The 22,791-nt window shown below is 45.8% G+C and carries 10 protein-coding genes; 5 read left to right on the forward strand and 5 right to left on the reverse strand.

Annotated elements, in window-relative coordinates:
• Positions 1-12 precede the first annotated feature (12 nt).
• Entirely contained in the window at positions 13-9,300 is a 9,288-nt protein-coding gene (locus tag DTQ70_RS02490; protein WP_164489820.1) for a DUF11 domain-containing protein, read from the forward strand.
• Between the two features lie 164 nt (positions 9,301-9,464).
• On the opposite strand, the gene DTQ70_RS02495 is transcribed toward DTQ70_RS02490, so the two are convergent.
• The 3 genes from DTQ70_RS02495 to DTQ70_RS02505 form a co-directional block, all read right to left on the reverse strand.
• Positions 9,465-9,671, reverse strand: coding sequence for a DUF6132 family protein (locus DTQ70_RS02495; protein ID WP_122929346.1), 207 nt, complete (start codon positions 9,669-9,671; stop codon positions 9,465-9,467).
• Positions 9,655-9,894: a hypothetical protein gene (locus DTQ70_RS02500; RefSeq protein WP_122929347.1), complete on the reverse strand. Its 240-nt coding sequence runs from the start codon at positions 9,892-9,894 to the stop codon at positions 9,655-9,657. The genes DTQ70_RS02495 and DTQ70_RS02500 overlap by 17 nt, the downstream gene beginning before the upstream one ends.
• Before the next feature lie 78 nt (positions 9,895-9,972).
• Positions 9,973-10,299, reverse strand: a complete 327-nt coding sequence (locus DTQ70_RS02505) for a rhodanese-like domain-containing protein (protein WP_122929348.1) — start codon at positions 10,297-10,299, stop codon at positions 9,973-9,975.
• A gap of 149 nt (positions 10,300-10,448) precedes the next feature.
• Here DTQ70_RS02505 and DTQ70_RS02510 point away from each other — a divergent pair, with 149 nt between their 5' ends.
• The gene (locus tag DTQ70_RS02510; RefSeq protein ID WP_122934242.1) at positions 10,449-11,408 is read left to right on the forward strand and encodes an alpha/beta hydrolase; all 960 of its coding nucleotides are present in this window, start codon (positions 10,449-10,451) and stop codon (positions 11,406-11,408) included.
• A gap of 87 nt (positions 11,409-11,495) precedes the next feature.
• Positions 11,496-12,011 carry an RNA polymerase sigma factor gene (locus DTQ70_RS02515; protein ID WP_164489821.1) on the forward strand — a complete coding sequence of 172 codons (516 nt, stop codon included), beginning with the start codon at positions 11,496-11,498 and terminating at the stop codon, positions 12,009-12,011.
• Positions 12,012-12,032: 21 nt separating this feature from the next.
• On the opposite strand, the gene DTQ70_RS30560 is transcribed toward DTQ70_RS02515, so the two are convergent.
• On the reverse strand, positions 12,033-12,179 hold the full coding sequence (locus DTQ70_RS30560; protein ID WP_164489822.1) for a hypothetical protein: 147 nt from the start codon (positions 12,177-12,179) through the stop codon (positions 12,033-12,035).
• Positions 12,180-12,214: 35 nt separating this feature from the next.
• Here DTQ70_RS30560 and lgt point away from each other — a divergent pair, with 35 nt between their 5' ends.
• The gene (gene lgt / locus DTQ70_RS02525) at positions 12,215-13,060 is read left to right on the forward strand and encodes a prolipoprotein diacylglyceryl transferase (RefSeq protein WP_122929351.1); all 846 of its coding nucleotides are present in this window, start codon (positions 12,215-12,217) and stop codon (positions 13,058-13,060) included.
• 83 nt (positions 13,061-13,143) lie between these two features.
• Here the strand turns inward: lgt and DTQ70_RS02530 are convergent, their stop codons facing one another.
• On the reverse strand, positions 13,144-19,332 hold the full coding sequence (locus tag DTQ70_RS02530) for an ExeM/NucH family extracellular endonuclease (RefSeq protein WP_164489823.1): 6,189 nt from the start codon (positions 19,330-19,332) through the stop codon (positions 13,144-13,146).
• Positions 19,333-20,311: 979 nt separating this feature from the next.
• Here DTQ70_RS02530 and DTQ70_RS02535 point away from each other — a divergent pair.
• Positions 20,312-22,741, forward strand: a complete 2,430-nt coding sequence (locus DTQ70_RS02535; RefSeq protein ID WP_122929353.1) for a TonB-dependent receptor — start codon at positions 20,312-20,314, stop codon at positions 22,739-22,741.
• Positions 22,742-22,791 lie beyond the last annotated feature (50 nt).

Genomic DNA, 22,791 nt, shown 5'->3' on the forward strand with positions numbered 1-22,791 from the left:
CTCAACCATCGGATGAAACAGTTTTTTACGCTCATCGTAGTCCTAGGAATCATGTGTGGGATGATTTCCACGCAGGTTCAGGCACAATGCAATAGTTCTGCTCCTTCGGTACTCGCCAAATGGGATTTTAACTCTGGGACAGCCCAATGTAACGGCGCTGTGCCTTCTACCAAAGGCTGGTTGTACAAGCAAACTGTACCTATTCTTGCCCAAAATAAAAATACCTTTTGCCCCAACTCAAACAGTGGGTGTGGCCAGGCGCTACTTGGCTCGAAAGGATTTAGTAACACCAACGACTTCGCCAATGCACTTTGTTTGTCGGGATATTGGCGGCCAGGTACGAATCAATACGCAGTTTCGGAAGGGTGGAAGCCCAAAGACACCGTTTTTAAACCTGAAATCGGCGGTAATATCTATGTGGAGTACAAATTGCCCGCAGGAAAGTCAGGTACGTTAACCAGCTTTTCGGTTAAGCTTATTCAAAAGCAATATAACGGTACATCCATTCCTTACGAAAAGCAAGGTGTTGGTGTGTATCGAAATGGAGTGCTGGTTTATAACCAAACCCAAAATGTAGCGGCTTCCAATGTTAATGGAACACCTTTTACGTTTTCATTCCCAAATACCGCTGATTTTATTTCAGATGGTTCGGCCGAGGTAACTTGGACGGTTGTGTTTGGTTTGGTTAATCGACTAATTGAAAATGGAAGTTGGGGGTCAGTCAAAGTTGGCCCTGTCATTGGTTATGATGATATTTGTTTGAATGGAACATGCGGCGGTGGTGGCCCAGTGCCAGTAGCTGCCATTACGCCCGCAACTTGTGGCGCCACCAGTCCCAACAACGACGGTAAAATAACTTTGTCGAATTTTGGCGCAACGGATAAGTACGATTACGTCATTGGTACTACTTATACGGGGTCTCAGACGTACGCTACTGCCACGGCGATTCCAGCAGGTGGCGTCATTGCCAGTGCCTTGCCTAACCCCGCTTCGGCAACCACCTATACGGTTCGGGTGTTTAACTCAGGAGGTTGTACCACCGATTTACAGGTTGTGCTCAATCCAACAAGCTGCCCATCGGGCGTGTGTACAAAACCCACCGCTACCTTGACGCCAACGCCAGCTACCTGTACGGGAACAAGCTCAAACAGTAATGCGAATATTGCGATAACAAGCGTGACAAATGGAGATAAAGTGGGAATTTCTCTAGGTGGAACCTATTCGGGAACGGCGTATGCTGCGGCACAAACCTTGACGGGGGGCGCTTTTACTTTTAGTAGTTTGCCTAACCCAAATGGCAACCAACTTTACACGGTGCGGGTTTTCAATGCTTCTAACGATTGCTACCAAGATTTTCCTGTCACCCTTGCCGAAACCGATTGTGGATGTAAGAAAATGGTGGTACAAGTACTGTCGTCAGATCAAGCTGACCCCAATTCTACGCCCAATAACAATAACACAAGCGAAGATGATTTAGCGACCTACGAGGTTTGTAAAAGCCCAACATTTATTGACTTAAAGTTGACCAAAACGGTGAACCCGACCAACGGGGTGACGTGTCCCGTAAGCTCAGACTTTGTTTGGACTTTGACCCTGACCAATGAGGGAACAATGACCGCTACTAACATTCAGGTAGTGGATAATATGCCACTCGAACTGTTGGTGTTGGGCAGTAACCCAGCTTCTGGAACGACCTATAACCCTATTGGTGGGTGGATTGTACCAAGCTTGGCGGCCAATGCGTCGGTGACGCTGACCATTACAACCAAGGCGACAAAAGCAGGGTCGTTTACCAACTGTGCGTGGGTAAATACAGCTTTCCCGCTGAACGACCCCGATTCAACGCCAGGTAATGCTCCAGCCCTGAACGAAGATGACGACGATTGTGCTACCATCACTGTCACAGGGCCAAACGTGCCAACTATTACCAAGGAGTTTAGCCCGTCGTCGGCCAAGCCAGGAACACCCGTTCGTTTGACACTCAAGATTAATAACAACGAAACAACGCCAATTACGTTGACTTCGACGTTCGTGGATAACCTTCCAAGTAGCCCAGCGCAGATGACTGTTGCTTCCAATCCAAACGTAAGCGTCAACAACGCAACGCCTGTCATTGCGGCTGCGGGAAGTAACGTGATTTTTATTCCAAACGGTACTTCGCTTCCGCCAGGTCTTACTCAGATTCAGGTAGATGTGATTGTGCCAGCGGAAGGGATTTATTGTAATAAATTAGTACCAGGAGCGCTCCAAACCAGCTCTTGTAGCACAATCGATACCACCGAAGCCTGTATTGAGTTTAAAAACTCGTACATCGCTGCGCCTTTATTGAAAAAAGCGTTTGCTCCTGCAATGGTACAAACCAACCAAAATAGTACCCTGACCATCACCATCGAAAACCGAAACAGTACGCCTATTACGCTTGGACAAGATTTCAAGGACGAATTGCCAGCGGGGGTAGTATTGGCAGGGGTGGCTACGGGAACGTGTGCGACTATCAGCACTTTTAGCAGCACCAACGAAGTAGGGTTGACCTCGGGCTCAACGATTGCCCCAGGGACGTGTACCATTACAGTACCTGTAACCAGCGCAACGGCGGGCGATTACTGTAATACAATTCCAATGAATGCCATGATTGGTGAAGTAAGCAATGGAACAATCATGGTCATGACGGGCAATGAAGACATTGCAGAAGCATGTTTGAAAGTGGTTGCTAGTCCAATATTTGACTTAGCATTGCGCAAGACGTTGGCCGCAGGACAAGATTCGGTAGTGACTTTAGGGGCAACTGTAAACTACAATATCCGCGTCTTTAACCAAGGTACGGTAGATGCGACCAATATTCAAATTACGGATTACATCCCGACAGGAATGAGCTTGCCAACCAGCACTCAATGGACGGCAACGGCAGGAAAAGCAACACTTGTGACACCCTTGCCGCTCTTGAAAGCAGGTCGTGATACTACTTTGTCAATTAGCTTAACGGTAGAAAATACAGCTACAGGAGATTTAATCAACCGTTCTGAAATCAGTGCGGCTACGGGCGGAACAGATATTGATAGCACGCCAGACGATAATCCTGCCAACGACGCGGGCGGGAAAGAACGGAGCCCAAGCGATGATAGTATTTACGGAAATGGCACAGGAAATCCTAGCGAAGTCAGTGCCTTGAGCGACGAAGACGATGCTGACCCCGCAGTGGTAAAAGCGGGCAATTTGTGCGCAACCGCTAAAATGGCAGTGGGTATCATCCTTGCGCCTCAGAGCATTCGTACGCAAAACGACATTGTTTCGGTTACATTCGGTGTGGTTAATAATGGTTCAACGCCTCTATCGAATGTAACTTTTGAAGGAACGTATAAACTTTTCAAAGGAAGCGTAGGCGCACCTAACGTGCTGACTGTGACCAAGAGCGGGGATGTCAACAACGATGGTATCATGCAACCCCTTGAGTCGTGGTTATTTACTGCGACCATGACAAACACTCCGTACAACCCTGGCGATGTATTTTTGATTTGTGGTTTTGCCAAAGCATTGTGTGGGACTGATACTGTTAAGGCAGGAAACGCCGACTTGTTATTTACCGCAGGGGTGAACATGGACGTAGAAATTACCAACGACTGTGTGAAACCTGGCGAGTTTGTAGAGGCTGATTTGATTGCCCGCTTACTCATCGATGAAGATGCCGCTCAAAACCCAGGCACAGCCAACGTCGGAGGTATCACGATTACGTTGCCAAAACGCCGTTTTGAAGCGCGTAACATGCGTATCACGTCGCCGTTGTTGAACGGTGGAACGGCATTTGATCCATTTAATCCACCAGTAGGTCTGACTATCCAAACCGTTACTGACCAAGGTGGGGCTGATGGAGGCCGCAATACGTCAAATATTTTGGACGAAGGCGATGCTGTTAATACAGCGCGCAAGCCTTGTTCGGCTTTGGGGCAAAATGATGTCAACTGCGATTTCCCTGATTGGGTATTTAAGGTGAAAATTCAAGTGCCTGCCAATTATACAGGCGATAAGTTTATCGTAGAAGCACAAGATCAATTTGATTTGTACGAAGCCAAAGAAGACCCCGCAGGAAGTGGCACATTCACGGCCTTTAGTAGCCTTGGTGCCGCTACGGAGTCGGATAAAGATACCATCAATATCAAACCAAACGCAGGGCCAGATCAAACTTTGGCGTGTAGCAATGGTAGCCTCCCCGCCACTATTCAATTAACAGGAACTCCTGCCAACGGTACGTGGGCGGCCTTGGCATCCAACCCAGCGGGAATGTCCGTGAGCAACGCAGGCTTAGTGACGATTACCAACGCCGATGCCCAAGGAAAAAGCTATAGCTTTGTTTATACATTGAATGGATGTAAGGATACTTTACAAATTACGGCGGCCGTTTGTTGCGTCAAACCAGTCGCAGCGGTAAGCCCTAAAACCCAAACCATTTGCTCGGGAGCAACGGCTTCGGCTTATGCGGCAACGCCAAGTACGGGCGTAGAATACAAATGGTTCGGGCCTTTGACTGATACTACGGGGGCATTTGGAACGGCCATTTCGGGTCAAACGAATGCTAGCTTTACGCCATCAGGTACGGCGCTCACCATCACTGGTACCAAGTATTTTGCAGTGATTGTCAATACAACAGGCAACACAACCTGTTCGGATACGGCTTTTGTACAATTAATAGTTAATCCCAAACCTACGCCTGTCAACTTTGCAGCAGCAAGTGTTTGTGTGGGAGCCGAAGTCACCTATCCAGATCCATCGGGTACAAATGGTACTTGGACAGGGCCTGGAGTGACAGATACAGGAACGGAGGCAACGGTGAATACGACCACGGCATTGACCCAATTGGCAGCGACAGCACCAAAAACGTTCTACATTTATTACACCCAAACTACAGCAGGCTGTACGCAAAAAGACAGTGCTGAGATTACGGTAAAAGCGCGTCCAGTGGTAACAATCTCTGGGCCAACGACGGTTTGCGAAACGGGTCTGCCAGTGAACTTTACGGGCTCGCCAGCGGGTGGCACGTTTACGCTTCCTCAAGGTTTCCCTGCGGGTGCAGCTACTCAAAACGGAAGTACGCTGACGTTGAACCCAGGGTTTAATATCGCAAGCCTTACCTTTAGTTATAGCTATACGGACGCAACAACAAGCTGTTCAGCAAGTGCTAGTCATTCAATCACAGTCAATCCAAAACCAAACGCGGGTCAAGACCAGACGTTGGCTTGTGCGAACCCAACGACAAACACGTTGACAACTAGCACGACCTTGTCGCCAAGTCCAGGGGGTGGAACGTGGGCACAATTGGGCACAACGCCAGTGGCAGCGACGATTTCGGGTAACAGCGTTTCAGGCATGACGGTGGCAGGGACGTATCAGTTTATTTATACGACCACGGCAGGTTGCAAAGACACCGTAGCGGTGATTGTTCAGCCTTGCGCAGGTTGTGTAAAACCAAACGCAGGCCCTGACGCGGCGGCGGTATGTCAGCCAACGAGTACGTCGAAATTGACGGCAGTAACATCGGGCGGTATGTGGGCACCGATTGGCAGCCCAGCCAACCCATCAGCTGCGAGCATCGACGCAAGTGGTAACATCACGGGCTTGTCAGCGGCGGGTATTTACAAATTTGTATATTCGGTAACATCTGGCGGACAAACGTGTACGGACACGGCGCAGGTGGAAGTGAAAGCCAAGCCAGTGATTGCCGACGGCAGCGCGACGATATGCGCAGGTGAATCGGTGGACTTGATTTCTAAGATTGTGAATTATAACACTTACCAAGGCCAAGTGTGGACAGTCGGCACAGCCAATGGCACAGTAGTGACTACGCCATCGTCGGTGAAACCAACGGGTACAACGACTTACGTCTTGGTAGCGCAAAACGCGGCAGGTTGCAAAGACACTGCGCAAGTAGTAGTGACAGTTAATCCAAAACCAAACGCAGGTCAAGACCAGACATTGGCTTGTGCGAACCCAACGACAAACACGTTGACGACGAGCACGACCTTGTCGCCAAGTCCAGCGGGTGGAACGTGGGCACAATTGGGCACAACGCCAGTGGCAGCGACGATTTCGGGTAACAGCGTTTCAGGCATGACGGTTGCAGGTACGTACCAGTTTATTTACACGACCACGGCAGGTTGCAAAGATACCGTAGCGGTGATTGTTCAGCCTTGCGCAGGTTGTGTAAAACCAAACGCGGGCCCTGACGCGGCGGCGGTATGTCAGCCAACGAGTACGTCGAAATTGACGGCAGTAACATCGGGCGGTACATGGGCACCGATTGGTAGTCCAGCCAACCCATCGTCTGCGAGCATCGACGCAAGTGGTAACATCACGGGCTTGTCAGCGGCGGGTATTTACAAATTTGTATATTCGGTAACATCTGGCGGACAAACGTGTACGGACACGGCGCAGGTGGAAGTGAAAGCCAAGCCAGTGATAGCAGACGGCAGCGCGACGATATGCGCAGGTGAGTCGGTGGACTTGATTTCTAAGATTGTGAATTATAACACTTACCAAGGTCAAGTGTGGACAGTCGGCACAGCCAATGGCACGGTAGTGACTACGCCATCGTCGGTGAAACCAACGGGTACAACGACTTACATCTTGGTAGCGCAAAACGCGGCGGGTTGCAAAGACACGGCTCAAGTAGTAGTGACAGTTAATCCAAAACCAAACGCAGGTCAAGACCAAACATTAGCTTGTGCGAACCCAACGACAAACACGTTGACGACGAGCACGACCTTGTCGCCAAGTCCAGCGGGTGGAACGTGGGCACAATTGGGCACAACGCCTGTGGCAGCGACGATTTCGGGTAACAGCGTTTCAGGCATGACGGTTGCAGGGACGTATCAGTTTATTTACACCACTACGGCAGGTTGCAAAGACACGGTAGCAGTGATTGTTCAGCCTTGTGCGGTTTGTACTAAACCGAATGCAGGAAATGACCAAACATTGGTGTGTGGTAGCGGTGGAGTTTCTCCAACAACTGCGACCTTAGCCCCAGTTACGACGGGCGGCGTTTGGAGTGTAATGGCCTCTAATCCTGCCGTTGCAACTATTTCAGGAAATGCCGTATCAGGAATGACTGCGGTTGGAACGTATAAATTTATTTACTCGATAACAAGCGGTGGACAAACCTGTACAGATACCGTACAAGTAGTGGTGCCAACCTGTGTACAAGAGCCAGTAGCTTGTACGATGAGTATGACCGCAACGCCTGGAAGCTGTATTCCAGCAACGGGTACTTACACGCTGACAGGAAAACTTACCTTGAGTAATCCACCAACGTCGGGAACATTGACTGTAAGCGTAGGAGGTGTTGAGCAGGTGTTTAGCGCACCATTTACAAGTCCGATTAATTACACATTGTCAGGACTGCCATCCGACGGTCAGGCGCAGGTTGTTACCGCCGCATTCTCGGCAGATGGAGCTTGTAAATCATCGTTGACGTATTCGGCGCCAGCCAATTGTAAAACCAACCCATGTACTACTACCCTCACAGCAGTGCCAGCGGCTTGTAATCCAACCACAGGTCTGTATGAGTTGAATGGTAGCGTAAGCTTTACAAATGCCCCAACGACAGGTACAATGACAGTAACGGTAGATGGACAAAGCCAAGTGTTTAACGCACCATTTACCAGTCCTCAGGCATACAACATCAAAAATTTGATGAGCGATGGGTCGGGTCACTTGGTAACAGTGAAATTTAGCGCCGATGGAAGTTGTGTAGGCTCTGCCACCTATACGGCACCTGCCAACTGCCGTACCAATGAATGTGGGGTTTCGGTGACAGCTATTCCTGGAAACTGTATTCCCGCATCGAATACCTATTCCGTAAGCGGAATCATTACGGTTGCAAACGCCCCTGCAACGGGTACAATGACCGTGACAGTAGGAGGTAAGAGTCAAGTCTTTACTGCACCATTTAGTGCCAGCCAAACCTACAGCCTTGCAGGGTTAGTAAGTGACGGAGCGCAGCATCAAGTGAAAGTAAGCTTCTCGGCGACGTCGATTTGTAGCGCTACTGCCACGTACAAAGCACCGCAGAATTGTTCAACAACCCAACAATGTGCCATTAACGTATCCGTAGAAGGAACGTTGTGTAATACAACCACGGGTAGTTATACATTGAATGGAGTAGTTAATTTTGTGAGTGCCCCCACCACAGGTACGCTGACCATCGTAGCAGCAGGTAAAACGTTGACTTTCAACGCACCGTTTTCAAGTCCAATGTCGTTCTCTTTGACAGGTTTAACGGGAGCAGGCAACCAAACAGTAACAGCCTCGTTTAGCGCCTCTAGCTGTTCTGCTACCACTACTTATGCACAGCCAAATTGTGGTTGTGTGCCGTCTAATCCAGCCGTTTTAGTGTCAAGTGTAACGGCTTGTTTGAACGATACTTTCCCAACGCTTCGTGCCACGGTGATTGGTCAAGCTACGATTGACTGGTTTACATTACCTTCGGGAGGTGCGCCAGTAGCGGTTGGTACGACGAGCTTCAAACCCGCAGGAAATGTCACAGGAACGGTTACGTTTTATGTACAAGCCCGTAGTACCAACGGAACGTGTGCAGGAGAAGTAAGTGAACGAATTCCTGTAACGGTGACGGCTCAAAACTGCTTGGTAGAAATTGACTTGGCACTGAAAAAGTTGATTAGTAAGAAAATCGCTCAAGTGGGCGAGGAGCTAACTTATACCATCAAAGTTTATAACCAGTCGGGCAATGCTGCCACCAACGTAGCGGTAACAGATACTTTACCAACGGCGGTGCAATTTGTGGCCAATAGTTTTGCGGCAAGTCGAGGGTCAGCTACCCTGACGGGCAACATCATAAACTGGTCAATTGGAAATATTGCAGCCAACGGAGATACCGTCACGCTGACTTACCGCGTGAAAGTACTGCAACCTGGTTTGTACTTCAACAAGGCCGAGATTACGTCGGCAGGTGAAAAAGATGTGGATTCAACCCCAGGCAATAACCAAGACGCAGAGGACGATTTAGACCGTCAGTGTTTTACAGTGCCAATTCCATTGTGTAGCGGAAGCAAAGTAGAAGTGAGCATTGGAACCAACTACACGGGCGTGAGATGGTTCAAAGATGGTCAAGAATTGACGACTTTGGCGGGTCAGCACGTGGTATTGTTGGATGCCGTAGGAAATTACACCTACACTGCCACCAACGGCGGATGTCCAACGGGAGGATGTTGCCCAATCATCATCCAAGCGGGTACCAACTGCTGCTCAGATCAACTTTGCGTACCATTTACCACGCGTAAGATTAAGAAGTAATTGTGCATCGGAGTTGCTCAATTGTGTGTTGGGGTTGCTCACAACCCCAACGAGCATCCGATTATTAAAAGATAGTTTTCATAACGTTGAGTAAGAAGAAAAAACAGCCCGTCAGCATTGCCGACGGGCTGTTTCGTATAAAAACTAATCTGAAAATAATAAATTTACGACGCTTTGGGTTTCAATAAAGACTGTACTAAATCAGCCCCTAAGTAGCCCAGCAATGTACCATAAGGTACCATGGTTTGCCACTGAGATTTGATAGGGCATGTGCCAGTGACACAGCCAATTTCTTTCCAATACAAATAGCCGCCCACAGCGCCAATGCCCGCGCCAATCCATGCCCAGTTGAGGTTACTTAATTTCTTCATAAACGGTTTCTTCGTGAAGTGGAGTTTTTGATTGACGGTAATTGGGTGAAGCACACCCGTTTGCGCCACAACAACCGACATTTAATGCCGCTTGGAGGGCAAACAATCCCCCCATAAGACCCAACAACGGCTGGTGGTCGGCAAAGGCCGAGTAAATGAGCCAAAGCCCCATGCCCATGCGTAACATCCGCATTATATCCCAATTTTTAAGTATTGCAGGCATTTGATTGTTTTTTGTTAAAAATGTGTATTTGAACTTTTTGCCCCTTGCAAATTTGCTCCTTGCCTTTTGCCAACTTCCCTAATAAGGCCAACTCATCATGCCGCCCGAGAGGTTATAGACCTTTTCAAAGCCCATATTACCCATCAATTGGCAAGCTTGACCGCTGCGATTGCCACTGCGACAATAAACAAAATACGTTTTGCTTTTGTCCAATTTAGCAATATTTTGTTGAAAATCCATTCTCATAAGGTCGATGTTCACCGCCCCTTTCATGGCTTCTGAACGAACTTCAGCGGCTGTTCTTACGTCGATAATTACGGCGTTAGGTGTTTCTGATAGTAATTGTTTGAACGTAGCGGCGTTTACGTTTTCGTAATTTTTCTTGGTTTTAAAAAAGCTAAACATGGCTTTGTAATGGTTGAGATTGTGAATGTATGGCACAAAGGTCAGGAAGAAAACAGCCTAAAAGCGTGATATTTGTTACACATGAGTAGAAATCGTACCAAAATAAACTTAGAGCAATGTTAAACTCGAATGAAAAAAACACAAACCCCATGAAATCCGCCTTATCTTTGCGTTTTGTTTTTGGTCTTATAGCTCTCTTTTTCAGTTGTACTATGTCGCGTTCTCAAACCGTCATTCCTCTTTGGCCCGATGGACAAATTCCCAATGACCTAAAAAATCGTAGCATTCAGGAAAAAATCGAAGTCGGAAATGACGGAGTTCTGCGCATTAGTAACATTGTGCTACCTACGCTGTCGGTCTATATGCCCGAAAAGCCGACGGGTGCAGCTGTGGTAATTTGCCCAGGGGGTGGTTATCGCATTGAAGCTTCTGGCCACGAGGGTGTGGATGTGGCGCAGTGGTTTAATAGTTTTGGGGTAACGGCGTTTGTGTTAAAATACCGTTTGCCTGACGATGCCCTTTGGGCCAACAAACACGAAGTCGCGCTCCAAGATGCGCTCAAAGCCATGCAGTTGGTGCGTAGCAATGCCACCAAATACAAAATAGACCCCAATCGTATTGGCATCATGGGCTTCTCAGCAGGAGGGCATTTGGCATCCACGGTAAGCACGCATTGGCAATCAGCGCCTTCTATGACAGGGCTGAAAAACCTCCCCAACGCCGAAATTTGCAAGCCTAACTTTTCGATTTTGATTTATCCCGTGATTAGTTCGGGGCCTTTCAAACACGCAGGTTCGTTTGAGTTGTTGTTGGGTAAAAACCCGTCTGCCGAACAAATGGACTATTACTCTAGCGAAAAGCAAGTGACCGAAAAAACACCGCCTACGCTTTTGGTACATGCCACCGACGACAAAGGTGTACCCGTAGAAAACAGTTTGATGTACTACGATTCCCTAAGAAAGCTTAAAATTCCTGCTTCTATTTTGGTATATGAAAACGGCGGGCATGGCTTTGGACTGGGCAAAAAACAAAAAGGCTCAGTCAAACATTGGCCCGACGGCTGCCAAGCGTGGATGGAAGGAATGGGGCTGCTCGAACCGAAAAATTAGAATTAACGCACTATATTTTTGATAAAGTGTGACTTTTATAGCCCTTCCTGCAACTAATACTTCAAAACACATTAAGCCTTTATTGTTGTGGCAAAAGTTTCGTTGCAGGAAGAATTTTTACGGCTAATAACTACCCAGCAAAAGCTAATTCATAGCCTTTGCAGCCTTTATTTTTCCCAAAGCGAAGACCGAAAAGACATGTTTCAGGAAATCGTTCTTCAGCTTTGGAAGTCATTTCCTTCGTTTAAACATCAGTCCAAAGAATCCACTTGGATATATCGAATTGCGCTTAATACCATCTTTACGAAGCTGCGAAAGGATAAGTCGCGCCCAAAAAACGAGCCTTATTCGGACGATGTGTATCAGATTTCGGAGGCAACCAATTCGCTCGAACTAACGCAAGCCACCCAGGAACTTTACTTAGCTATTGAGCAACTTTCCGATTTGGATAAGGCCATCATTACGCTTTATTTGGAAGAATATAGCTACGACGAAATCGCAAGTATTTTGACCTTGAGTCGCACCAATGTCAGTACCAGAATCAATCGAATTAAAGCAAAACTCGAACGAATTTTAAAAACCAATGGCCATGAATTTAGATGAATTAAAACCACTGTGGGAGTCTTACAAAACGCAGGTAAACGACCAGTCGGAGTGGAGTGCTGCGGAGCTTTCGCGACTCATCCAACCCCGTCCTGCACCAGTGCTTTGGTACCAAAGAGTCCAGCGGCCTTTGCTCCACTTTTGCGTAAGTTGTTTTCTGATGGGCATTACTTCTGGTTGTTAAACTCATAACCCTTTTTCACATGTTGGCATATATCATTTGGGATATTTATCCCGACCTCATCACTATTGACTTTTTGGGAAAGACTTTACCGATTCATTGGTATAGTTTGTTGTTTGCTTTTAGCTTTTTGGTAGGAAAATCGCTGATTACCTTCATTTTTCAAACCGAAAAAGTGGACGCCTCCAAAGCCGATTCTTTGTTGATTTATGTAGCAGTTGCTACCGTCATCGGTGCTCGTTTGGGGCATTATTTATTCTACGAATGGGAGCTTCTTTTTTCCCAACCCAAGGAATGGTTGTTGTCGTTGGTGAGCCTGCCTTTCTTCGGCTTGGCCAGCCACGGGGCTATTATCTCCATTATTTTGGCCTTGATTCTTTACAGTCGGAAGGCAGGTAACCCTTCATTTTTATGGTTGGCTGATCGGATTGTCATTGCGGTTGCGTTAGGAGGGGCGTTGATTCGAACTGGAAATTTGTTCAATTCCGAAATTTATGGCAAACCTACCGACATGCCTTGGGGATTTGTTTTTGTCCACGAAACTGACTTTCGTTTATTGCCCCTCGTTCCCCGCCATCCTACCCAACTCTACGAAGCCTTTTTCTGCCTATTTTTATTCGCATTGACTTTTTATTTATGGAAACAAAAAAGGCAAGCATTGCCAGAAGGAACCATTTTAGGGTTGTTTTTGATGTTGCTTTTTGGCTTTCGTTTTATGGTTGAATTTCTTAAAAATCCACAGGAAGATTTTGAAAATGAGATGATTGTAAATATGGGGCAATGGCTCAGTTTACCTGCTATTTTGATGGGAATCTTTGTGCTGGTTTATTCCCAAAAGCGACGAGTGACTGCTGTGTGGGATAAGTAGTAAAGCAATTGTAGATTTAGTCAAGGCAACAAAAAAGCCCCGACCTTGCAGTCGGGGCTTTTTTGTTGATACACAATTCTGTTTTACGGTAGCTTCACTACTTTAAGCGTAGTGTGCTTGTCCGAAGTAGAAACTTTCAAAAGATAAACGCCCGTTTCGAGCCCTTTTGTTTCCATCTCTTCCAAGTGAGCGTGAGTTTCAGCCACAAACGAGCGACTTAACACTTCACGGCCTGTAACGTCTGTTAAGCTGGTTTGCACCGATTGACCTTTGCTATTTTGTACTTTTAAGCGAAGAACGTTTGAAATTGGATTAGGCATCACTGTTGCGAAAGTCCCGTTATCGCTTATCTGTTGCCCGTTCTCTGCTGCCCTAGCTGCTCCAATACCTACACCATCTTTCGATTGGATACGGAACCAATATTCTTGGTAAGCAAGCACGTTGCCTTGGGCCTTACGCGTAGCGGGGTAAATACTTCCCCAGCCTTTCATATCCCAATAGCGAATACCTAACTTATACAATCCTTTTGGCAAACCAGCGTCATACACGTTTTGTCCGCTACCGTTGTCTTGGTAAAATCCATAGGCAGGATGGTTTTGGGCATAAAGTTCGGTCCAGCCCTCGCGGTTGGCGTACATGAAATAAGGGGCGTTGTTTTCGTGGGTGTTAAACGAACGAACCACGCCCATTTCGGGAGTTGCTAACATATCAAACGTCAACGAACCATCTGTGCCCAAACCACAAGCTTCCACATTGATGGTCCAGTAGCGGGGCGCGATTTTGTTGGCATTCTCCACAAAATACAAAGTCGGGTTTTGCTGCGTACTCTGTTCTAATTCTGGACCGCCGTCTCGGGTGATAAACTGGCTCGTCCATGCCGAACGGTCGTTGGTTTTAACGGCCGATTTTGATTCACCAATGTTGATGAGTGTCACCGCAAAAGCATTCCAGTAAACGTCGATTCGTGCACTTTCGGCGCTTTGACAGCCTCCTTCAAAGATACATTTCGCCCAGTAGGTTTGTTTGGTTACATTGTTAAAGGCTACTTCAAAGCTTGGCGTATTTATGCCTGTGTTCCAAGAAGTGGTGCTTCCCGCTGGGCAATTGGCTGTTATAGTTACGGAAGTTCCCATACACACAATCTGCTGAGACGCAGTCACTACAGGGGCAACCTGAGTAGGCGAAACTGTAAAGGTGACTACGTTACTTTTCTCGCTGACACAGCCGTTTTCGGTTTGACAACGGGCATAATAAGAGGTAGTTTCGGTAGGAACTGTGGTAGGTAAGTTAGGCAATGCGATGTTTGTAGTGGCATTGTACCAAATGGTTTTTAAGCTACCACAAGTTGACTGACCACTGAAACTTGCTGAAGAATTACAACTTCCTGTAGCAGATAATGATGCTGTAGGAGTGGCTGGGATGGTCACTAATTTTAAGCGCATTACTCCCGATTCGCTTTCTACGCAAGAACCAGTTCCACCAGCTTGGCGGCAACGGACGCGGTAGTTATGAAACTGATTGTCGATTAATGCTTGGGGGATTCCTGCACTGTATTCGCCACCATCTACTGAATAAAGAAGGATTTCGCCCGCACCGCAAGTAGCGTTAAAAGTCAAAGTATTGGCTGGCGAACTACAGACTTCTTTTGTCTCACCTGCGGCCACAGTTACTCCATCGACTAGCAAAGACACATTTTGTGGAACAGCAGCGCGGTAATTTATGGTCAAGGTGTAGGTTCCTGTCACGGTCGTTGTACAAGTCACGTCTGAGCACGCCGCTTGGTAGCGGTAGGGTTGGTTGTTGGATGGTTGAGACGTAGGAGCTGTTGTTGACCAATCGCTCCAAGCTCCGTTGCCCGCCTGAACGCGCCAAAATGTTGAACCCGAAACGCAAGATGTGGAAACTGAAAACTGCAAACTGTTAACTGGATTACTGTCAGCGTCGCAAAGTTCGAGTGTTTTACCTTCTTCCAACGGAATGCCCACGTAAGAAATAGCCACGGAAGGTTTGGTATTTACTTTAATCGTACCTGCGCCATTGGCCACGGCACAGCTATTGCCCGTGGTCACGATGCTATAATTTGAGCTACCGCTGTTGGTAGGTGTTCCACTAATGGTAAGTACGTTTCCACTGAGCAAGCTTGTAATGCCGTCAGGTAAACCAGTTACGGTAGCGTTTGTAGCACCTCCGCCTAACGTATAAGTAATGGGTACCATAGGGGTATTGATACAAACGGTTTGGTTTTCAGTAGCCGCGGCCGAAGTAAGTGTCAATGTATGTGCTGGAGAAATTGTCATAGAGCCAGTTGCACTAGCTGTTATACAATTGTTTCCCGTTGTAATGATAGTGTAGTTAAAACTACCACTTTGTGTGGGTGTTCCAGTAATTGTTAGGACTTTGCCAACAACGTTTGCTGTCACTCCGTTTGGTAAACCATTTACGGTTGCTCCCGTTGCTCCACCATCAAATCCGTAGGTAATGTCAGTAATTGGCGTATTTACACAGACAGTTTGAGTGGTAGTTGTAGGAACGGAGGTAAGGTTAATAACGTGATTAGGGTTAACAACGATGGTGCCCGAGCCACTTGCTGTATTACAACTATTTCCTGATGTTACAATAGTGTAGCTAAAAGTGCCACTAACAGATGGTGTACCATTAATGGTTAACACACCTGCTGTAACAGCGCCAGTGACTCCTGTTGGTAGGCCAGAAACGGTGGCATTGGTTGCTCCTCCACCAATTGAGTACGTAATGGCTGTGATGCCATTATCAATACAAAGTGTTTGATTAGAAGTAGCCGTGGCCGAAGTAAGTGTCAACGTATGAACTGGATCGACGGTAATGGTTCCTGTGGCTGTGACAGCTGGAGAACAACCGCCCGAAGTAGTTACGGTATAATTGAACGGACTACCCACGGCAGTGGTTGGACTGCCACTAATGGTGAAGACACCTGCATTGAAAATTCCTGTTACGCCATCAGGGAGACCTGAAACGGTCGCACCCGTTCCACCGCCACCGATGGCGTAGGTAATGGGTGTGATGGCAGTTGTGGCACAAACTGTTTGCACATTACTACCTACTGCTGACGAAAGTGTAATCGTTGGATCAGCACAAAGGTTCAATCCGATCAGAATTGGGTCGTGATCCGATGAGCGGAAAACGTCATTACTGTACAAACTTGTTTGATGGTTTACTGATTTAAATTCAAGGTTATAATCTAATGAGGTAGGTTCGTCGGCATTGATGTGCCACTTTTCAGCGCCAGTTACCTGACTTGTTAGACTAGAACTACCCAAAGCGTGGTCAAGCGAACCAAATTCACCCCCAAACAAATAAGAATAAGAAGTAGGATTTAACAAGTTGCTGTATCCACTTGAAGCAAAAGTCGTCATTGGCTCTTCTTTGGCATAAGCATTAAAGTCACCAATGAGTAAATAGTCGGGGTCGTTGGTGCTTGTTGGTTTTGTCGCTAACCAAGCTAGTAAATCTTGGGCTTGACGAGTACGAGTGCCATTAGACAAGCCCTGCCCGTCGTTGGCATCAGCATCGCCTGTTCCACCCGAGCTTGAGCCTTTTGATTTAAAGTGGTTGACAACCAACGTAAAAACGGCGCCGTTTGATTTTTGACGAATGGTTTGAGCCAAAGAACTACGCCCCACAGAAAGGTATGAACCTGTGCCATAATTGAGAGGAATCGCTGCAGAAGTACCAACCAATTCTACCGCCGCAGGTTTGTAAATCATTCCAACTGTAATTTGGTCGGTTGCAATATCTCCTGAGCGAACAAAATCGTATGTACCACTGGCCGTGGCAGCGTTGAGTCCGTTGACAAGGTCTTGAATGGCACTAGCGGGGCCGTCGCCATCATCTTCCAATTCCATCAAACCTACCACATCAGCACCGCCTGTTACAATACCATTGATAATCTTATCCCGTTGACGGTTAAATTCATTGAGGTTATCAGCACCACGAGAAGTAGGGAAACCGCCGCCAGCTCCGTTGCCATTGAAATAGTTAAGGATATTGGCACTTCCTACTTTGAGTGTTGCAGCCCCTAGTGAAGGTGGCGTTGCAGGGCGAGCATTGGTAGCAATAAAGTTAGGACTGGTCAAGGTTTGGATACGATACCCTTCAAAACGATGGTCGAGGACACCCGCAAGTTCTTCGACTTCGTCGCCCGTACGAAGGGTATTTGAAGCACTCAATGGATTACCGCCTCTCCCAAAAATAATCGGGTCAAGGTTTTGTGAACCTTGGCCATCATCTAGGATAATTATACGCTTTGCATTTTCTTCCTGATGAGTAGCATATCCAGATACACTCGGTGCATTGAACTGGGTATATTGGTCTAAGCGGGCATCAGTGCCAGGTTGATTGTTGCCACCACCCGAAGATAATGTAAGTTGCCCAAAACGCCCCAAAGTAAAATGGTCAGTAACGGCTAAGTTTCCAGATGCTGCTTTTATTACAACGCGCATTCCTTCGTACCGTTCCCAATCAGCGACATTAGTGATGGGTAATTGTACATTTTGAGGCGTAGGAAGTGGGTTGCCTGAGCTTACGATAGAAATAATGGGATTGGTTAATTGAGTCAAACTACTTGAAGTACCTGAGGTAAATTCTGCCACAGTACCTGACACACATACCAAATCACCTACTTGTACATCTACTGCTGGGACTCCGCTGCCTTGGAATACAAAGATACCTTCGGCGGTGTTTGGATTTCCGTCAGAATCAGCGTCTTCTTCTTGCACGTAGAAACCACCTAAGCGAGTAACCCCTCCTGTGTTTTGAAAATCACCCACAACTATCCCACGAATAACTTGCGTACCTGAAAATGAAGTGGTAGCCCCTGTTCCCTGAATGGTAGAAATTAAGGTTGGCGTGGCGCAGTTAACGTCATCGTTGGTTATGGTTCCAAGACCTTGGGCATCACTTACATTTGCTCCTGTAACATTTGTGATGTTGACAAAGAATGTCTCATTCGATTCCCCATCTGTATCACCATTGATTGTCACTGAAAATGTTTTAGTCGTTTCTCCTTCGGCAATGGTTTGTGCTGTTAGCGATTGACTTACGTAATCATTGTTGGCAGCAGTAGCGGTGTTATCGGCGGTTGCAATGTCAAAAGTAACTCCACCTGCGGGTGCTGGAGAAGAAAGCGTCACCGTAAATGTCATGGTAGTCGTTCCAACATTCCCTTCAGTAACTGTTACGTCATTGATAGACAGGTTAGGAACCACTACTGCCGCATCGTCATATGGCGCGAAGGCGATTCCTCTGAATGCAGTATTATTAGGAGCAGTAACGAGTGTTGTCACTGTTCCTGATAGGGTGCCGTTATAACCTGAATTATCAACAAAACTCACCAAAGTGGAGTTACCAGTAGCATACAATGTAACGCTACCTGCATTGACCGTTGCTACTATGCCTCGATACGTTCCTGAAATAGAACCGTTGGCAGTCCAAGTGCCACTTACAAGTGAAAATTTCTTCAATCCCCCTGAGTCATCAGCAACGTACAAGACATCAGGTCCAGCAACTGAAGCATCGAGGTCAACAAAAAAGAAACCATAAGGAGTGAGAGCGGTAGGAATGCCTGGAAGGCCAGTCAAAGTTTGTCCACTCGTAGTTGGAGTACCTGTTCCTACTGTTGCAATTTTAATGTTGGCTGCACCAGAAGAGTGAGATACATAAAGTTGATTATTAATAATATCAATATTACGTATGTTTGTAACGGTGGTACTTAATTGCGTTGAGGTAGTGGCTCCTAAGGTAGTATAGCGTGCGCCTGCATTAGAGGCTGAAGAAGCTGTACCAGCTACCCAAAAATCTGTACCGTTAGTTGTTACAACCGAACGAATATTACTTCCACTAAACCCATCTGTTAGCCCAGTAGAAGCATCAATCGTACCATCATATTTTATTCTTGCAATTGTTCGATTAATAGTACTTGAAGCTGAGGAAGCAATATTTGCTGTTCCGACTTCAGCATCATAACCTGCCACTGTTAAGTATTTAAAATCAACAGAACGCGTCAATGCACCTTCTGAAGTAGCGGATCCTGATAAAACAAGGCGTTTATTTACCCCAATAACAGTAGTGGGTAAAGAAATAGACTGAACGGCTGTTCCTGAAGTAGTGTATTCTTTTAAAAATGTGGCCGTTCCAGTACCACCTAGTGATGCTGCCCCGTCTCCCACTTGCACGATTACAATATTTCCTTTTGTAAATGAAGTTTGAGAAAATACCGTTATTTGAGTAGTAAACATAGAGAGGAGGAAAAAACTTAGTTTCCCCCAAAAGGTTTTTGAATACCTTAACCTAGAAAAATGATGTAGAAGTTGAATCATGGAAATTTAGTTTGATATAAATTGAAGTTACAAATTGATGAAAAGTGTTTTAAGCAAGAAGTAGCCCTAAAACGTGGGCCTAAATTACCTCTAAGTATATTACCGAAATATTATTTTTTGAAGCTAAGCCATAGTGCTAACGCATCATTTGGGAACTATTCAAAAGACGTGATGTACTAAAAATGGGTTAATGGTATGATGATTACAAGTGTAATGGCAACGTGTGACATCCCAAATATACAATCAGTTGGTTATATTTTATGGATATATGCGTACCTATTTTTCAAAATATAATCCAGATAATAGCAAATATCTATACTGCTGCATTCAATTCTTAAAAAAAATCAACCATTTGTTTAAATAATAATATTGTCAATTGGTATTTATCTATTTCTCTTCTCCCTCGTGATTTCCGTAATCAATAAGCCACGAACAAATATACAGATAGGTAACAATCCGAAAATTATGCCTTTTGGTATGTTTTATAACAAAAAAAACATGTTTGTGAATAATCCATAATGTGCTGTAAACCAGTTTGGTTATATAGATAAAAAACGTAAATCTATTGGTAGTTAAAAACGCGTTTGGGTGACATAAATATCGGTGCGACTCTTTCATATTTTTTCCTCTAAAAACTTAGGAGATGTGAATCCATCTTTAAATTTTTATTAACGAATACAGAAACGGCTCGATTGGGCACTTCTGGTAGTTTGGGTAACCAATCAAACTGATGAACCCTAATTACCTACAATAGACAGAGTGGGACTTTTTCTGTGTGTTCACGCATTAGAATTTATTTGTATTTAAAATAATTCTAAATAATTTTTTTGAAATTAGGCTTTCAAGGTTACTTTTGTGCTTCTATTTAGAATTAGTCTGTACTTAAATTGATCTATCTATGAAATATTTGATTTGTACACTTTTTAGTTGGGGAGTTTTGGGGCAGGTGCTATGGGCTCAAAAAGCGGTTATTAACGGAAAAGTGACAGAGAAAATGTCAGGCGCGGTCGTAGGAGCCAGCGTAACTTTGAAGGGCACGGTTAGAGGAGTCCAAACAAATGCCAACGGGGAGTTTGTCATTAAAGGGCTCAAAGAGGGTAGCTACACTGTATTGGTAACAAGTGTAGGATTTGTAAAAAAGGAAGTAAGTGTATCGGTTCAGGAAAATGAAGTAAAAACACTCGCCTTCGAACTAGAGGAAGAAACGTACACCCTAAAAGATGTTCATGTGGTGACAAGCCGAGGGGTAAAAGGCAACGAACACCTAGCTGAAGTTGAAGGGTATAGCATCAACGCAACCAAAAAAAATGAGCTAATCGTTTTAAATAACCTTAATGCCAATTTGGCAATGAATAACAGTCGCCAAATTTTTGCCCGTACTCCTGGCATCAGTATTTGGGAAAATGATGGCTCGGGAGTGCAGCTTGGGGTCGCTTCACGAGGCCTAAGCCCTAATCGTTCTTGGGAATTTAATACCCGTATGAATGGCTATGATATTACGCCCGACCCAATGGGCTACCCCGAGGCTTATTATACTCCTCCCATGGAAGTCGTTGATAGGATTGAGATTGTCAGAGGCGCTTCTTCCCTTCAATACGGTTCGCAATTTGGGGGACTGATGAACTTTATTCTACGCAAGCCCGACATATCAACACGCTTTACGGTAGAATCACAAAACACGACTGGGAGCAATGGACTATTCAGTACGTTCAACTACGTAGGAGGTACCGAAGGACGCCTCAGCTACACTGCTTATTACCAAAAACGCCTAGGAAATGGCTGGAGAAACCACAGTCGCTTCAATACAGACCACGCTCACGTAGAATTGAGCTACGCCGTTTCAAATAAACTAAAGATTGGTGCCGAAGCTACGTACATGATGACGGAAATACAACAGGCAGGAGGTCTTACCGATGCTCAGTTTAAAGCCGACGCTCGCCAAAGTCTCCGCTCACGTAACTGGTTTAGTACGCCTTGGTTTATTCCCAGTATAAACGCTGAGTATATTTTTAATACCAAAACAAAGGTAAGTTTCAAAGGCTTCTCTACCATCGCCGAACGCAATAGTGTCGGCAATGTACGTCCTATCACGGAGACTGATGTTCTTACTGCTACTCGACAAGTTGATAGAGATTTTTACACAACCCTCGGGGCTGAATTGCGTCTTTTAACAGATTACAAATGGCTGGGTAAAGAAAATACGTTGGCAGCTGGACTTCGCTATTTTCGAGGTAAAATTGACCGAAAACAACAAGGTCGCGGTACCAATGGCACTACGATGGATTTTGAACTTTCGGAAGGCGACTATCCAAGAAACTTAGATTTTGCCAACGTTAATAAAGCCGCTTTCTTAGAAAATATTTTCCGATTTAATAAACGCTTTTTGATGACTGCGGGGGTGAGAGTTGAAAGCATTCGTTCAACAATGGAAGGGCAATTTGGTCTATCCAATTCGACTCCTGTTTTGCTAAACCCTATCTCCCGCTCTCGCCAATTTCTATTGTTTGGCACAGGCTTTGAGTACCACGTTTCGCCGCAATCAGAATTCTATAGTAATATTTCACAGGCGTATCGTCCTGTCTTAATCTCGGATTTGACTCCACCTGCTACGACCGACGTTATCGACGAAAATTTACAGGACGCTCGGGGGTATAATTTTGACTTTGGATATCGCGGTAAAGTAGGGAATTATCTGAATTTTGACATAGATTATTTTTATGTCAACTACAATAACCGCATTGGAACGATTACTCAAACCAATGCGACAGGGCAGCTGTATCAGTTTAGAACCAATCTTGGCCGTTCGGTGAGTCAGGGACTAGAGGGCTATGCCGAGTTTAACCCAATAGCAGCCTTCTTAAAACAATCAAAAATAGGCTATTTAAGTATCTTTGCATCAGTAGCTTACATCAATGCAACATACCGTGATTTTAAAACAACATCGGTCGTTAATGGCCAAATAGTTGAAACAAACCTAGCAGGTAAGAGAGTTGAAAATGCCCCACGTACCATCAATCGTTTTGGAATTACGTATTCCAAAAAAGGATTTTCGGCGACATGGCAACTTAGCGACATTGGCAAAGCCTACGCTGATGCGGGTAATACTGAGGTACCTAACGCAGCCGCGACAACTGGTGTTATTCCTGCTTATCAAGTGCAGGATTTGTCGGCAAATTATAAATTTTTAAAGCATTACAATGTGAAAGCTGGTGTTAACAACCTGACAGATGCTCGTTATTTTACGCGTCGCGCGGGCGGGTACCCTGGCCCTGGTCTGATGCCAGCCGATGGACGTACTTTTTACCTAAGCGCAGGAGTTAAGTTCTAGCCACAAGTTACTGGTACTTCAAAGGGGGAGTTGATTCAATCAGCTTCCCC

The sequence above is a fragment of the Runella sp. SP2 genome (assembly GCF_003711225.1).
Lineage (GTDB): Bacteria > Bacteroidota > Bacteroidia > Cytophagales > Spirosomataceae > Runella.